The 15,059-nt window shown below is 57.7% G+C and carries 12 protein-coding genes; 9 read left to right on the top strand and 3 right to left on the bottom strand.

Annotated elements, in window-relative coordinates; all coding sequences use genetic code 11:
* Positions 1–32 precede the first annotated feature (32 nt).
* The 9 genes from rfbF (at position 33) to N4G42_RS21355 (ending at position 10,084) form a co-directional block, all read left to right on the top strand.
* Positions 33–803 (top strand): glucose-1-phosphate cytidylyltransferase, encoded by a 771-nt coding sequence (gene rfbF / locus N4G42_RS21395; RefSeq protein ID WP_260668654.1) that lies wholly within the window; start codon positions 33–35, stop codon positions 801–803.
* 2 nt (positions 804–805) lie between these two features.
* Positions 806–1,864 carry a CDP-glucose 4,6-dehydratase gene (rfbG, locus tag N4G42_RS21390; protein ID WP_260668653.1) on the top strand — a complete coding sequence of 353 codons (1,059 nt, stop codon included), beginning with the start codon at positions 806–808 and terminating at the stop codon, positions 1,862–1,864.
* Positions 1,861–3,177, top strand: a complete 1,317-nt coding sequence (gene rfbH / locus N4G42_RS21385) for a lipopolysaccharide biosynthesis protein RfbH (RefSeq protein ID WP_260668652.1) — start codon at positions 1,861–1,863, stop codon at positions 3,175–3,177. The genes rfbG and rfbH overlap by 4 nt, the downstream gene beginning before the upstream one ends.
* A 20-nt stretch (positions 3,178–3,197) precedes the next feature.
* Complete coding sequence (locus N4G42_RS21380) at positions 3,198–4,307, top strand: N-acetylneuraminate synthase family protein (protein ID WP_260668651.1); 1,110 nt, start codon at positions 3,198–3,200, stop codon at positions 4,305–4,307.
* Complete coding sequence (locus tag N4G42_RS21375) at positions 4,308–6,116, top strand: thiamine pyrophosphate-binding protein (protein ID WP_260668650.1); 1,809 nt, start codon at positions 4,308–4,310, stop codon at positions 6,114–6,116. It abuts the gene before it with no gap.
* A gap of 11 nt (positions 6,117–6,127) precedes the next feature.
* Positions 6,128–7,255 (top strand): FkbM family methyltransferase, encoded by a 1,128-nt coding sequence (locus tag N4G42_RS21370; protein WP_260668649.1) that lies wholly within the window; start codon positions 6,128–6,130, stop codon positions 7,253–7,255.
* A gap of 64 nt (positions 7,256–7,319) precedes the next feature.
* Positions 7,320–8,438 carry a class I SAM-dependent methyltransferase gene (locus N4G42_RS21365; protein ID WP_260668648.1) on the top strand — a complete coding sequence of 373 codons (1,119 nt, stop codon included), beginning with the start codon at positions 7,320–7,322 and terminating at the stop codon, positions 8,436–8,438.
* Positions 8,396–9,427, top strand: coding sequence for an NAD-dependent epimerase/dehydratase family protein (locus N4G42_RS21360; protein WP_409557856.1), 1,032 nt, complete (start codon positions 8,396–8,398; stop codon positions 9,425–9,427). The genes N4G42_RS21365 and N4G42_RS21360 overlap by 43 nt, the downstream gene beginning before the upstream one ends.
* Positions 9,428–10,084, top strand: coding sequence for an HAD family hydrolase (locus tag N4G42_RS21355; protein WP_260668646.1), 657 nt, complete (start codon positions 9,428–9,430; stop codon positions 10,082–10,084).
* Between the two features lie 17 nt (positions 10,085–10,101).
* On the opposite strand, the gene N4G42_RS21350 is transcribed toward N4G42_RS21355, so the two are convergent.
* The 3 genes from N4G42_RS21350 to N4G42_RS21340 all read right to left on the bottom strand — a co-directional run bounded on the left by N4G42_RS21350 (position 10,102) and on the right by N4G42_RS21340 (position 14,675).
* Complete coding sequence (locus tag N4G42_RS21350; RefSeq protein ID WP_260668645.1) at positions 10,102–10,845, bottom strand: TylF/MycF family methyltransferase; 744 nt, start codon at positions 10,843–10,845, stop codon at positions 10,102–10,104.
* A 1-nt stretch (position 10,846) separates the two neighbouring features.
* The gene (locus tag N4G42_RS21345) at positions 10,847–13,054 is read right to left on the bottom strand and encodes an acetylglucosamine transferase (protein ID WP_260668644.1); all 2,208 of its coding nucleotides are present in this window, start codon (positions 13,052–13,054) and stop codon (positions 10,847–10,849) included.
* Between the two features lie 148 nt (positions 13,055–13,202).
* On the bottom strand, positions 13,203–14,675 hold the full coding sequence (locus tag N4G42_RS21340; protein WP_260668643.1) for a flagellin: 1,473 nt from the start codon (positions 14,673–14,675) through the stop codon (positions 13,203–13,205).
* Between the last annotated feature and the right edge of the window lie 384 nt (positions 14,676–15,059).

Here is a 15,059-nt window from a genome sequence, read left to right as displayed (position 1 = left end):
TTGGTCGCGAAGGGCTGCACTATGCTGCGGGCATGAAAGCCGTACTGCTCGCGGGGGGGCTGGGCACCCGCATCTCGGAAGAGTCGCACCTGCGTCCCAAGCCCATGATCGAGATCGGTGGGCGGCCCATTCTTTGGCACATTATGAAGATGTACTCTGCCCATGGCGTCAACGATTTCATCATCTGCCTTGGCTACCGCGGCTATGTCATCAAGGAATACTTTGCCAACTACTTCCTGCACATGTCCGATGTGACCTTTGACATGGCAAATAACCGCATGGAGGTGCACCACCGCCACGCCGAGCCCTGGCGTGTGACGTTGGTGGATACCGGTGAGAGCACCCAGACTGGGGGGCGCTTACGCAGGGTGCAGGAGTACCTACCGGCTGGGGAACCCTTTTGTTTTACCTATGGCGATGGCGTGGCCGATCTGAATATGGCTGCGCAATTTGCTTTTCATAAGGCCCATGGATGTCTGGCGACGGTAACTGCTGTTCAGCCTGCGGGACGTTTTGGATCGCTGGTGCGTGAGGGCGATGCTGTCGTTGGTTTCGAGGAAAAGCCGCCAGGTGACGGCGGCTGGATCAACGGAGGCTTTTTTGTTCTTCAACCCGAGGTGATCGAGCGGATCTCTGGAGACTCCATGCCTTGGGAAGCGGATCCTATGGTGGGGCTTGCCCGTGAAGGGCAACTGGTCGCGTATGAACACCACGGCTTCTGGCAACCCATGGACACCTTGCGTGACAAAAACCAACTTGAAGATCTCTGGCAGTCGGGACGGGCTCCGTGGAAAAGTTGGTAACCATGCGTCCAACCTCCGAATTCTGGCGTGATAAGCGTGTGTTGCTTACCGGCCACACTGGCTTCAAGGGGAGTTGGCTGGCCCTGTGGCTGGAGCGGATGGGTGCACGGGTGACGGGGCTCGCATTGGCACCGCAGACGCAGCCCAGCCTGTTCGAGGCTGCTCAGGTGGCTTCAGGGCTGTCCAGCCACCTATGTGATGTTCGCGATGCTGCTGCCGTCGCGCGAATGGTCGCCGCTGCAGCGCCCGAGATTGTTTTGCATCTGGCGGCCCAACCCCTGGTGCGCGCGAGCTATGCCGCGCCGCTGGATACCATGGCCACCAACATCATGGGGACAGCGCACCTTCTGGAGGCTTTGCGCGCTGTCGCTACGGTGCGCGTCGCGGTGATGGTGACAACCGATAAGGTCTATCAGAACTTGGAGCAGATCTATCCCTACCGTGAAGGGGACGCGCTGGGAGGGCATGACCCCTACAGTGCGAGCAAGGCAGCCAGCGAACTGGTCATTGCAAGCTATCGCGCCGCTTTTCTGGCGGGTCGTGGGGTGGCGGTGGCGTCTGCTCGTGCCGGCAACGTGATTGGGGGTGGAGACTGGTCTCAGGATCGGCTATTGCCGGATGCGATCCGCGCTTGGTCTAGCGGCCAGACGCTTGTGCTACGTAGTCCCCAGGCTACTCGCCCATGGCAGCATGTGCTGGAACCCTTGGCAGGCTATCTCTGTTTGGCAGAGCGGTTGTGGGATCGTCCCGAGTTGGCCGCGGCCTTCAACTTTGGGCCTGAGCCCCACGAGGCCGCAGCAGTCGAGCATGTGATACGCCTTGCCGCCCGGGCGTTTGGGGGCGGCAGTGTGGATATTCATGAAGGCGCTCAAGGTCCCCACGAGACCGGGCGATTGGCACTGGAGACGGCGAAGGCGCGCCATGTTTTGGGCGTGATTCCCCATTGGGGCTTGGATACCGCAGTGGAGCGCTCTGTGCGCTGGTATCGCCGGTTTGTGGATGGAGAGGACGCGCGCGCCTTGTGTGCCGCAGATATCGACGCGTTTGAGGCGCATGCATGAAGAAACCCCAAGAAATTCGCTCTGAAATCGCACGGCTGGTCGAGCAGTATGCTGCCCTAAGCCTGCGCCCCGCTCCCTTTCTTCCGGGTGCTACGGCAGTGCCTCCGTCTGGGAAGTGGTTGGACGCGCAAGAGCTCAAATACATGGTGGAGGCCAGTTTGGATGGGTGGCTCACCACGGGGCGCTTCAACGCGGAGTTCGAGAGCAAACTGGCAGCTTTCGTTGGCGTCAAACACCTGATCACGGTGAACTCCGGCTCGTCCGCCAATCTGGTGGCATTCAGCACTTTGACATCACCCAAGCTCGGAGACCGAGCCATCCGCCAAGGGGATGAGGTGATTGGTGTTGCTGCTGGTTTCCCTACCACTGTCAATCCTATCCTTCAGTACGGCGCCGTTCCGGTTTTTGTGGACGTGGATGCGTTGACCCACAACATTGACGCCGACAAGATTGAGGCTGCCATCAGCCCCAAGACCAAAGCCATCATGCTGGCGCACTCGCTCGGCAACCCGTTCAATCTGGACGTGGTTACCGCACTGTGCAAGAAGTATGGTCTGTGGCTTGTAGAGGACTGCTGCGATGCGCTGGGCTCGACTTACCGTGGACAAATGGTGGGCACCTTCGGCGATATCGCTACCCTCAGTTTTTACCCTGCGCACCACATCACCATGGGCGAGGGAGGAGCGGTGTTTACCAACAACGATGAGCTGATTGGTATTGCCGAGAGCTTCCGTGACTGGGGGCGTGATTGCTATTGCGCACCGGGTAAAGACAACACCTGCGGACAGCGGTTTTGTCAGCAGATGGGCAGCCTGCCTAAGGGCTATGACCACAAGTACACCTACAGCCATCTGGGATACAACCTCAAGATCACGGACATGCAGGCAGCTTGTGGACTGGCTCAGCTGGAAAAAGCGCCGCAATTCATTCAGGCGCGCAAAGACAATTTTGCTTTTCTGAGGCAGCGTCTTCGGGATTGCGAAGAGTTTGTGCATCTGCCGGTGGCGACCGAGCATTCCAACCCTTCGTGGTTTGGTTTTCCCATCACTCTCAAGCAGACCAGTCCTGTGACGCGCCTGGACCTATTGACTTATCTCGACCAGAACAGGGTGGGAACCCGCCTTCTTTTTGCCGGAAACCTCGTGCGCCAACCCTATATGGTGGAGGCCTGCTACCGGATCAGCGGTGATCTGGTGAACACTGACAACGTCATGAACAACACGTTCTGGATCGGTGTGCAGCCTGCACTGACCCAGGAGATGCTTGATTTTGCTGCCAGCAAGATCGAAGCCTTCCTGGGCGTGTGTTTCTGACCACTACAGGAGAAATCGGTATGGGTTTCATCACGCAACGCGATCGCGACCTGTTCGAGAACTTCTTTGTTCTGGAACTTGCGAACAACCACTGGGGCAGCCTGGAGCGCGGTCTCAAGATCATCCGAGACCATGGCGCCATCGTGCGCTACAACAATGTCAAGGCGGCCATCAAACTGCAGTTCCGTGATGTGGATGAATTCATCCACCCTGAATTCAAGGGCAGCAGCGAGCTGCGCTACATCAAAAAAACCGAAGACACCAAACTCAGCCGTGCGGAGTTTGCGCGCATGGTGGAGGAGATTCGCTCGGTGAGCTGCATCCCCATGGCCACGCCGTTCGACGAAGCGTCCGTCGATCTGTGTGTGGAATTCGACATGCCGATCATCAAGATCGCCAGCTCTGACATGAATGACTGGGTGTTGATTGAAAAGATCGCTTCCACCCGTCGGCCCACTATCGTCTCCACGGGCGGCGCATCGGAGAAGGATCTGGATGATCTGGTGAGCTTTTTTGAAAAGCGTGACATTCCCCTGGCCATCAACCACTGCGTATCCTTGTACCCGTCTGAGGATGGTGAGCTGGAGCTCGACCAGATCGATTATTTGCGAGCGCGTTACCCTGATCATGTGGTGGGGCTCTCTACCCATGAATACCACGACTGGCATTCCTCCATGCTGATTTCCTACGGCAAGGGGGCCAGAACTTGGGAGCGCCATGTAGATATCGACTACAACGCGGTGCCTGTCTCCCCCTATTGTTCGCTCCCCCATCAGTGCGATGCCTGGTTCAAGGCATTTCACAAGGCGGCGGAGATGTGTGGTGGCCGCAGCCGCTCCAAACGCGTCATCTCCAAACGGGAAACGGAATATCTGGACGCACTGGTTCGCGGTGCTTATGCACGTCGTGACATGGAAGAGGGGTATGTCTTCACCAAAGACAGCTTTGAGCGTGATTTCTATCTGGCAATTCCTTTACGAAAGGGCCAGTTGTCCTGCCGCGAGGTCATGAACGGTGAAAAGTTGATTGCGGGCATCAAGGCCCATGACTCCTTGACCATTGACCACGTCAGTGGCCCTTACAACCAGAATCAGAGCCTCAAGAACCTGATTCTCAACCGCGGTCTTTGAATGCAGCGCGTTTCCGAGCATATTGCCCAGTGGCTGGTTCGACAGGGTGTCGAGCAGGTATTCGCCGTGACCGGGGGGGGCGCCATGTTCCTGAACCAAGCCCTGGGCGGCGAGTCCGGACTGAAGTGCACCTTCATGCACCACGAACAAGCCTGCGCCATGGCTGCCGAAGGTTATGCGCGTGTGGCCGGCAAGCCCGCAGTCGTCATGCTCACCACTGGTCCCGGTAGCATCAATGCCTTCAATGGTGTGTTTGGTGCCTACACTGACTCGATCCCCATGATCGTGCTCTCGGGTCAGGTCAAGCGCGAGACGTGCTTGTCGTTCCAAGACCTTCCCAACCTCCGTCAATTGGGCGATCAGGAGGGGCCGACGATAGCCATGGCGAAATCCGTGTGCAAACTCGCTGAAATCGTCCGGGCTCCGAAGGATTTGGAGCACCTTCTGCCACAGGCGTATAAGCTAGCCACCACAGGCCGGCCGGGACCCGTGTGGCTGGACATCCCCCTTGACGTCCAGTCGGCGGTCGAAGAATTGACCATTCCTAGTATCCAAGGCATCCGTGCTGCACCATCATCTGCGCTCCCCGGGCATTGCCTTCGGATCATGGAGCAGTTGAAGGCGGCACGCCGCCCTCTGATACTGGGTGGCTCTGGCGTCCGGCTCTCCGGCGCTGTTGAGCAGCTGCTCGCGTTCGTGGAGCGGCATGGTGTGCCATTGGCCACAGCATGGACCCACGATCTGATCGCATCGGACCACCCTCTTTTCGCCGGGAGACCTGGCACCATCGGTACCCGTGCGGGCAACCTGTGTTTGCAGAGCGCAGATTTCATTTTGGTGCTGGGGTCGCGCCTCAACATTCGGCAGACCAGCTACAACTGGGATTCTTTCGGAAAAAATGCGTGGATCGCACAGGTCGATATCGATCCCGCTGAACTGGAAAAACCTGGCGTCCAGGCTGCCGAGCGAGTGGTTGCCGACATATCTGATTTTCTGGTTGCGATGGATTCTGCTCTCGGCGCCGAGAAGCTTCCTGATTACGCGCCCTGGCGCGCTTGGTGCCAGCAGATCGGTGCGCAGTACGCGGTATCAAGGGAGCACCAGCAGAGACCTGGTGGCCCTCTCAACCCCTATTGCGTGGTGGACCGGATTTTTCGTCAATTGCGTGAGAACGATGTGGTGGCTTGCGGAAATGCATCAGCCTGCATTCTGCCTTTCCAGATTGGCAGCCTGAAAAAGGGCCAGCGCCTTTTCAGCAATTCTGGATCAGCGTCGATGGGGTACGACCTGCCCGCGGCTATTGGGGCCGCAGCGGCTCGTGGTGACGATGATGGGCGTCGGGTCATTTGTTTCGCGGGCGATGGCAGCTTGCAGATGAACATCCAGGAGCTGCAGACTCTCAAGACGACCGGAGCCAACGTTATTGTGGTCGTGCTGAACAACGGCGGCTATCTGTCCATCTGGCAGACCCATGAGAACTTCTTCGGTCGTGTGGTGGGTGCCACTCCTGCATCCGGAGTTGAGTTTCCCGACTTTGTGGCAGTCGCCAGAGCGTACGGGGTAAGGGCTGCGAGGATCAGCCAGGTAGAGGACCTGGAGCAACTTGATCTGTTGCTGCAAGGTAATGGGCCCCTGCTGATCGACTTAGTGGTGGATCCGCGCCAGGAATTTGTCCCCCGCATCAAGTCGCGTGTGGATGAGGCGGGCAAGTTTGTAACTCCTGAACTTGACGATATGCATCCATTTCTCGATCCACAAGTGCTGGAGCGGGTGCGCGCGTCGGCGCGGGCTCTGCCAGCAGTGTCCTGAGCGGTTGCCCCATGCCCAGCGAGCACGATGCACAGAGAGATTGGGAGGGTTTCCTGCTCGACTGCCAGAAGCGTGCACAGGCTATTCCGCGTGCACTGGTGTCGTGCAGGCCGATCCTGGTCTTTGGTGTAGGCAGCTTTGGCCGTGACCTTTGCACGGCACTGAGGGCGTGCGGGTTAGAAGTGCAGGGTTTTGTCGAGTCTCAGCCTCGGCAGGCCTCTGCCCTCGGATTGCCGGTCTTGACCTGGGATCAGGCCCGTGAAACTTTAGCAACGGCTCAACTGGTCATTGGCGTCTTCAATCGTGACGCTCCCTTGAATCATCTGCATGCACTGGCGTCTGACGCCGGGTTTCAGGACATCTTCATGCCGTGGGACGTCTATGACCTTGTGCGTGAAAAAATGGGCTGGCGTTATTGGCTGGAAGCCAGCAGTTTTCTCGCTGACCATGCGAGCCTATTGGAAAAGACCTACTGGGCTCTGGCTGATGCGCCAAGCAGACAGTGCCTGCTAGATTTGTGCCGTTTCCGAATGGGGCTACTGCCGGACTATGCGGCCTTCGTCCATTCGGATGTCCAATACTTCAATTCCATCACGCTCAAAGCGCTCCCTAAAGAGCCTGCGGTGTACGTAGATGGTGGAGCGTATAACGGCGACACGCTGATCGAGTTTTCCAAGCACCATGCTGTTGAGATAGCCTATCTTTTTGAGCCTGGCCAACAGAACTTTGCGCAGTTGACGCACCAATGCCGTGACGTGAATTTTCCAGCGGTTTGCCTGCCTCTGGCGCTATCTTCCGGGTATGAAATGTTGGGTTTCCATGACGGTAATGGAGAAGCGGGCGCCATCGGCCAGGCTGGCGGCTCCACGATCGCCTCGGTCGCCCTGGATGACATAGTGCATGGCAAGAGACTCGATTTTCTCAAGCTTGATGTAGAAGGCGCCGAAGTGGCGGCCCTTGAGGGTGCCTCTGCCTTGATCGCACGTGACCGCCCTGTGCTTGCGCTCTCCCTCTACCACCACCCGCACGATCTTTGGGAAATTCCCTCCAGGGTCTTGTCACTGTGCGCGGATTACCGTCTGTTTCTACGGCAGCACCATGCCAACAGCTTCGACGCAGTGCTCTATGCCGTGGTTTGAGCCGATGCGTGTTTCGTGAGGCCCTTTGATGCATCGATCCTGCCCCGTCTGTAGTCACTCTGAGGTGCATCGCCTGTACGCCAATCGGATGGCGGTGCTCGATGGCCTCGATATGAGCTACACGGTAGGCTCTTGCGCAGTCTGCGGCTTTTATTATGCAGACCAATTGCCCGACTCCACCGTGTATGAGCGCTACTACCGTGCGGCGTCCAAATACGATCTGGGCGTGGCGGTTTCTGGTGTGGATCAGGAGAGGTTTCGCGCTGCTGTGGAAATTTGTGAAGCCCAGTTTGCCAAAGACTCACTGATTGTGGATATCGGGTGTGGATATGGAGCGTTTCTGAATGTCCTCTCGGAGGCTGGCTGGAGTCGGTTGGCCGGGGTGGATCCGGCGCCTCAGGCGCCCATTCGCGCGCTGGAGCTTTTTGGCCTGGATTCGGTGCAATGCGCCACGATGGCGCGGGCTCATTTGTCGGCACCGCTGGCAGATGCAGAAGTGGTGAGCGTCATGGCTGTACTCGAACACTTGCCGCAGCTGCGTCAAAACATGGCGGATTTGCTGGTCAAGCTGCGACCTGGTTGCAAGCTGCTGGTAGAAGTGCCTGCCGTGGAGTGGTTTGCTTCGGATCGATCAGAGCCTTTTGGTGAGTTTTCGTTGGAGCACATCCAGTTTTTTACCGCCAGGTCTTTGTGCAATTTCTTTGAGCAGTTGGGCGCACGAACTATGCACGTGAGCACTGTGGAGTTACCCGCAATCCACTGCGGGACGCTGTTTGGTGTCTTCGAATGGTCCGGTCATCTGCAGCCTTTGCACGAAGTGGTGCCGGACACAGGTCATATGCTGGAGACCTATGTGCGCGACGCCCATTCAACGATGCAGCGGGCCCTCAGTCGGGTACCACCTTCACCGTTGGTTGTGTATGGTGCTGGCTCTCACACCGCCCGGTTGCTGCCGCAGCTAGGTAACACTAGTGCTTGTGAGGTTCTGGCGGTTGTAGATAAAAACCCTAACTTGGTTGGGAAGACGCTGGGCCAATGGGTTATCCAGGAGCCCGCCACATTGCAGGGGTATCCAGAAGTTCCTGTTGTGATCTCTTCCTATAGGGCGCAGGCCGAGATTTCGCGCCAGTTGTCCGCCCAATGGGACAACCCGCTCATCCTCCTTTACGAAAAGCCCGAGTGATCATGGCGGAAGCACCGCAGCACCTTCTACTGACAGGGGGAACAGGGTTTTTCGGCCGGGCTCTCTTGCGTCGCTGGATTGAGGGCGGAGACGCAATGCTGGTGCCTGCGCGTGTGACAGTGGTATCGAGGAGTCCGGACCGGTTCAGGCAGGCCCACCCTGACCTGTGTGCCATGCCGGGGCTGGAGTTGGTAGCCGGCGATATCTGCGATCCTGCCAGTTTGCCCAGGGGGCGAGCGTTCACCCACGTGATCCACGCTGCCGCTGACTCCACGCTCGGACCTCAACTCTCCCCTTTGCAGCGCTTTGACCAAATCCTGGAGGGAACCCGCAACGTGCTTGAACTGGCAGTGCAGTCTGGTGCCCGCCAGCTATTGTTTACCAGCTCTGGCGCCGTCTATGGGGCGCCACCGCCGGGACTTGTGAAGATCCCAGAGTCATGGCGGGGTATGCCCGACCCTCTTGATCCAGCGAATGCCTACGGGGTGGCCAAGCGCGCAGCGGAGCATCTTTGCGTGCTTCATGCCCGGCCCGGCGGGTTGCAGGTAGTCATCGCACGATGCTTCGCGTTTGTGGGACCAGACCTTCCCTTAGACGTCCATTTCGCAATCGGTAACTTCATTCGGGACGCTTTGTGGTCTGAGCGTATTGTCGTAGGCGGGGATGGCAGCCCGCTGCGTTCGTACCTCTACCAATCTGATCTGGCGCACTGGCTCATGGAGCTTCTGATGCGCGGAGAAGGCAGCCAAGCCTACAACGTGGGTTCGGATGAGGCCATCAGCGTTCTCGAGTTGGCGCATCTCGTGCGAGATACCCTTGCACCTGGCAAGCCCGTGGAGATATTGGGGGCTGCTTCCCAAGGCTTGTACCAGCGCAACACGTACATCCCTGATATCACCAAGGCTCAAGAGGCGCTGGCAGTGCGTGTTTCCGTACCCTTGAGGGATGCCATCATCGCGGCCGCTCGGGGAATCAAGGGAGCTGACTGAATGAGCACCACCATATCCGCTGTCATCTTTGATTTGGATGGCACCCTGATCGACAGCTCCGAAAGCATCCTGGATGCATACCGGGCCGCTTTTTTGAGTGCAGGGCAGGAGCCTGTTATTCCACTTGATTCCTCGATCATCGGCCCCCCGCTGCAGCAAACCTTGCAGCAGCTCGCTGGGGAAGGGGACGATGAAGTCGTCACAAATTTGGCCCAGGCCTTCATGCAGCACTACGACAACTTGGGTTATCTCAAAACCCAGGTCTTTGATGGAGTGGATGCTCTGTTGCGTGATTCCCAGTCGGCTGGTTATCGCCTGCTCATCGCCACGAACAAGAGAATTCGGCCGACTCGCCTGATTCTTGAACACTTGCGATGGACAGACCTGTTCCAGGAGGCTTATGCCTTGGACGCATTCGAGCCCCGACTGCCTTCCAAAGCAGAGCTCATAGACCGCATACTGATGCTGCACCAATTACAAGCTGCAGACTGCTTATATGTGGGCGACCGGGATGAAGACCGGCTAGCTGCTCAGGCATGCGATGTGCCTTTTTTCTGTGCGCGCTGGGGCTATGGCCTCTCGAGTACCGAAGCCGGCAACCCTGCGCATCCTTCGGTAGAGGGTATTAGCTGGCTCAGGCGCCTTTTGGGGATCTGATTTGCCAGAGGCCGATGCTAGAACAGCTTCACGAAGATGGCGTGTCCGTTCAGGTTGTGGATGAAGCGCATGTCCTTGCGATTGCGTAGCTCATTACAGAACCTGGTCACGCCTTCACAGCCAAAGAACCCATAGTCGTCAAACACCAAGCTCGCACCTACGGAGAGTCTGGGTAGACACCACTCCACGATGTCTTTGCTGGATGAGTAGACATCAACATCGCAATGGAGGAAGGCAATTTTCCCGGGGATGGCCGCCTGCGTGTCGTCTGGAAAAATGCCCTTGAGTATTCGCGTGTTGGGTAGTGCGAGTTGCACCATCAGGCTTTCGACCAGCTGAACGGAAGTATCGGCATGTTCACCGCCCTTGTAGCGGGTATCCTGCATGCCAGCCTTCACAACACCTTCAAAGGTGTCTGCAAGAAAGATGGTCTTGTCACTGGAATCCTTCAAGGCTGAGGCCAGTATGGCACCCGTACCACCGCGCCATACGCCTACCTCCAGCACATCGCCCTCCACATAGCGCGCTTGTTGTGCGAGCGACCAAAGCTCGTAGCACCTGTAAATGTCTACAAGGGTGTTGGATTGGATCTGTTCGTACAGCGCCATGAACGTGGGGTCTGCCAGCCATGGTGCGAGGGTGGCGAAAGGCAGAATTCGATGGTGCAGGATCTCGCTCCCTTCATGTTGCCACGGAGTCTGGCTACGCAGGGTCTGGTAGGCATGGACGGTGGCTTCCTTGAGGGCAGGGTTGGTGTTCATATCAGTGAGAAACAAGCGGTGCGTTGTACTGAAGAGCTTTGGTAGCGTACTGAAGATAGGTCACCGCAAAGTCGGTATGACCGTGGGCGTGCTCCACCTCGGCGAGGCATGCCAGCGCCACGGCATCATTGGGTACGGCGCACAGAACCAATTCCGCCAGCTCCGTGATGGCGATCCATTGTTTGTTCATGGGGCCCGGGGCAGACCTTGCGACTCTGTCCTTGCTGTTGGCGAGAGCTCGGTTCACGAGGTTTTGCAATCGTTGGTGCGCCTCAGTCAAAAGAATCTTCTCGCCGCTAGGCAGGCCTACTTGCAATGGTGGAGGCCCGTCCAGCGCTGCTGGTCGTGCTGCATTCCAAGTCGCAACAGCCCGTTCGCGTGCTTGTGCGTCTTGCGGAAAATCCTGTTGTGCTTGCCAGCGCAGCCACATGGTGCGCAACGCTTCAGCAAAGTGGTGGCACACGATGTCGTCGCGCATCAGTCGTGAGTGCTCTACTTCGTCGCGAAATCCAAGGCGGAATGTGTTGAGGCGTTCAATGTCCGATGCAAGGTCTTTGGCAATTGCCAGGTATTGCTCTGGAGTCTGGGCCAACCATTCTGTGCGGCCCAGATGGGTGAGTGCGTCTGTGCTCATCCGGCTGGGGGAGCTGTGGCCTTCCATGGATACCAGCGGAACTCCCATCCACAGTACGTCGCAAGTGGTGGTGCCCCCGGTCAACGGGAAGGGATCCAATGCGATATCGATGTCGTGGTAGGCGAGGTATTGCTTGTTGGTATCCAGCGCTATCAGATCAATCCGATCCGGGTCAATCCCTTGTTGCGCGCAGCGCGCGCGGTAACTGTCGGCGAATTCTGCTTTTCCGAATCCTTTGCCTTCGATCAGCAACCGCGCGGTAGGCATTTGTTGCAGCAATTGTCCCCAAAGCCTCAGTACGTCGTCGGTGAGTTTTCCGAGGTTATTGCAGGATCCGAAAGTGATGTAGCCATTGCGCAGCGCGGGGGTGGGCCTGACGGCGAAAAGGGGCTGGTATCGCCAAAGGGGATTGCGGCTGAGCGCGCGATATGAACCTGCGTAAGTGGGCAAACGGAACAAGGTCTCGCTGAACAGCGGCTCAACGCCCGGGGGGGTGATGATTTCGTCGGTCAGGTAGTAGTCGATAGCCGTCAGTCCAGTGGTGGCTACAAACCCCAGCCAAGTTACCTGGACAGGGGCGGGCTTGCGCACCATGGTAAGCAAGGCATTGTTTCCGGTGTGGCCGGTCATATCGATAAGGATATCGATCTCGTGGGAGCGAATGCGCTCAGCCTGTGCGTCGTGGCTCATGCCGGAGAGACGAATGAAGTGGTCCACATGGCATTTCACGCGCTCTGTTACCAGATCATCTTTGGGATAAAGGTGGAAGGCATACACCTCAAACTGCCTGCGATCAAGCTGTGCCAAGATCCCTTCGGCAAAACACATGACCGCGTGGACACGAAAGTCCGGGGAAAGAAATCCAATTTTCAGCTTGCGCCATGGGTCACCACGGCGTTCTGCATAGTTAGGCCAGTGGGGCTTGTGAGGGGGCTCAAAAATGGACGCGTATTCGCGCGCCGCTTTGGCCAGTTGCTCTGCGCTGGTGTCCGGGTCGCCCAGCATGAACAGCAGCCGGTTGGTGTGATTTGCCGGGTCGGTGGGGGTAAGGGCGATGGCCGCCGTACAGTCTTCTACCGCATTTCGTATTTGTCCCAGTTCGCGACGGTGAATCGCGCGCTGCGTGAGCGCGGCGGCCCTTTCCATATCGGTCTTGGCCAGGTTGTAGGCCACCATGGCTGAACCAAAGCCTTTTTCATGCAGACCAATGGAATAGCAAGACTGTGCGACCTTGCTCCAACCGCTGGAGTCGGTGGGACGCAACGCACACAGTTGTTCAAGAAGCGGGAGTGCGTCGAGGTGGCGAGCCTGCTCGAGCAGCAGGTTGGTGTAGTTGGCCAGGAGTTCGGCGTCGTCCGGGAAATAGATGGCCGCCTGTTTGAACGCCTGTATCGCCGGTTCAATCTGACGCTGCATCTTGAGTGAATAGCCCAGATACCGGTGCGCCAGCAGGTGGCGCCCCTTTTTTCGCAACGCTTGCTTGCATAGTTGCGTGAGGCGCCGCCAGTCCTGTGCCGAGTGGGCTGCCCGCAGTTGCGCGTCGATCGGGTCAACATGCTGGACCATTGGCTTCATGCGATGCTTCTCCTGCAAATGGGGGCGTGTGTCAGTAGTTACGACGGTCTGACGGGCTGACCACTGCCAGACGAATGGTTTTGCTGCTCTACAAAAGAATCAAGCGCTTGAATAAGCGCTTGATTTTGGGCTCCCTATTGTGAAGCGACTACTTCAGCAACTGCAGCACGCCTTGTGGAATCTGGTTGGCTTGCGCCACCATGGCGGTACCAGCCTGTTGCAGGATCTGTGCGCGTGAGAGATTCGCAGTTTCGGCGGCGAAGTCGGCATCCTGAATGCGCGAACGGGATGCAGACAGATTCTCGGACGTGATGTTCAAGGCGGAGATGCTGGTTTCAAACCGAGACTGCAGCGCACCGAGCTTGGCGCGTTCTCCATTGATGAACGCTAGTGCAGAGTCAACTGTTTTCATCGCCTCTGTGGCCTTGGCGAACGTGGTGACGTCGAGGTCTGACACTTTGATGAGCGTGGATGACGTGCCTGCATTAATGGCGTTGGTCGTGGTCGGCACGACAGAGAAAGACTTTTCTGAATCGAAGGTCACATAGCCCGTAACTAGCGCGTTTTCTGCCACGGCATCGGCGGTCAAAGTCACCGCAGCACCGACAGCCGTCCCTGTGTTGTCGAGTTTCTGGACGGAAATGTCGCCTGCGTTCGATATTGCAGCGGTATCTGCAACCAGCACATCGTTGCCTGTGGAACTTGACAGCAGGATCTGAGTTCCGTCAGAGTTTAACGAGGCGGTAACGCCCGTCTTGGAGGACTGGTCATTGATCGCGCTCACGGCAGCGGAAAGTCCGTCCGCGGTATTCGCCGCCGAGAGTGTGAAGGAAATGGTTTGTGGTGTGCTGTTGTCCGATTGCAACGTCAGCGAGTAGGCGCCCGATGCGACGAAGCTCAGGCTCATTTCAGTGCGGGCAGAAGCGCTCACGCCTGTCTGGCCCTTGACGGCGTTGACCTTGTCGGCAATGGCCGATGCGGTGGCGCTGGTTGCGATATCAATATTCTTGGTTCCCACGAACCCGCTCACAGCCAAAGTGCCCGCAGTGATGTCATTGGCGCCAAACGCCCCCGTACCCGCTCCTGTACCTGCAGCAATCACTTGATTGTTGCCATACACGTTGGTGCGCATGTTGGCCGTGGAGGCGACGATAACCTGATTGGCGTTGGCTCCGACCTGGAACTGCGCCGTACCAAACGTTCCGTCGATCAGCTTTTGGCCGTTAAATTCTGTTGTTTTTGCGATACGGTCTAGTTCAGCCACCAATTGGCCGACTTCCTGATTCAACGCTTGGCGGTCTCCTGCGCTGTTGGAGGCATTGGCCGACTGCACGGCCAGCTCACGCACCCGCTGCAGGATGTCTCCGGCGGATTTCATTGCACCTTCGGTTACTTGCGCCAGCGAAATGCCGTCATTGGCATTCCGTGCCGCTTGGTTCAGGCCCCGAATCTGACTGGTGAAGCGCTCAGAAATGGCCAGCCCGGCGGCGTCGTCCTTGGCGCTGTTAATGCGCAGGCCCGAGGACAGGCGCTGGATGGAAGTATTGAGCGACGCTTGGCTCATGCCCAGATTGCGCTGGGCGGTCAGCGAGGCGACGTTCGTGTTGATAGTGGCTGCCATAACGGTACTCCTTGGCGTCGAAGACGAAAAGTTCGCCGGTTCGAGTGCTCCAGTCCGGCTCAGATGTGGGAACGATGGAGTGATTGTGTTGATGGCGTGCGGAAGCGTTGGCTCAATAAGGGGGAGAAAAGCCAGACAAACTTTTCGTTTGACCCTTAAGTTTTCCGTGGCGCACCCGAAAACTAACTCAACGGACCGCGAGCGGCCCGCTGCTCACCGACCGGCACCGGGCTGTTGGGGGCAACGAGATCAGTCCCAGGGCATGGTCTCAGCCGGCGGCAACGCCATATCTAGCCAGTTCTTTTTAGGAGATTTGCAATGGCTTCCACCATCAATACGAACGTCGCCTCGCTGACCGCTCAACGCAATTTGGGTATGAGCCAG

The organism is Acidovorax sp. K2F, assembly GCF_025246485.1.
Classification (GTDB): domain Bacteria; phylum Pseudomonadota; class Gammaproteobacteria; order Burkholderiales; family Burkholderiaceae_C; genus Acidovorax; species Acidovorax delafieldii.
The sequence above is the reverse complement of the archived record's forward strand: the minus strand, read 5'-3'. Positions and strand labels throughout refer to the sequence as shown.

Bases quoted from the DNA above. Each gene is read 5' to 3' on its own strand.
- N4G42_RS21340 (WP_260668643.1), bottom strand. From the start codon at position 14,675: ATGGCAGCCACTATCAACACGAACGTCGCCTCGCTGACCGCCCAGCGC.
- N4G42_RS21350 (WP_260668645.1), bottom strand. From the start codon at position 10,845: ATGAACACCAACCCTGCCCTCAAGGAAGCCACCGTCCATGCCTACCAG.
- rfbF (WP_260668654.1), top strand. From the start codon at position 33: ATGAAAGCCGTACTGCTCGCGGGGGGGCTGGGCACCCGCATCTCGGAA.
- N4G42_RS21380 (WP_260668651.1), top strand. From the start codon at position 3,198: ATGGGTTTCATCACGCAACGCGATCGCGACCTGTTCGAGAACTTCTTT.
- N4G42_RS21345 (WP_260668644.1), bottom strand. From the start codon at position 13,054: ATGAAGCCAATGGTCCAGCATGTTGACCCGATCGACGCGCAACTGCGG.
- N4G42_RS21375 (WP_260668650.1), top strand. From the start codon at position 4,308: ATGCAGCGCGTTTCCGAGCATATTGCCCAGTGGCTGGTTCGACAGGGT.
- N4G42_RS21360 (WP_409557856.1), top strand. From the start codon at position 8,396: ATGGGACAACCCGCTCATCCTCCTTTACGAAAAGCCCGAGTGATCATG.
- rfbG (WP_260668653.1), top strand. From the start codon at position 806: ATGCGTCCAACCTCCGAATTCTGGCGTGATAAGCGTGTGTTGCTTACC.
- N4G42_RS21355 (WP_260668646.1), top strand. From the start codon at position 9,428: ATGAGCACCACCATATCCGCTGTCATCTTTGATTTGGATGGCACCCTG.
- rfbH (WP_260668652.1), top strand. From the start codon at position 1,861: ATGAAGAAACCCCAAGAAATTCGCTCTGAAATCGCACGGCTGGTCGAG.
- N4G42_RS21370 (WP_260668649.1), top strand. From the start codon at position 6,128: ATGCCCAGCGAGCACGATGCACAGAGAGATTGGGAGGGTTTCCTGCTC.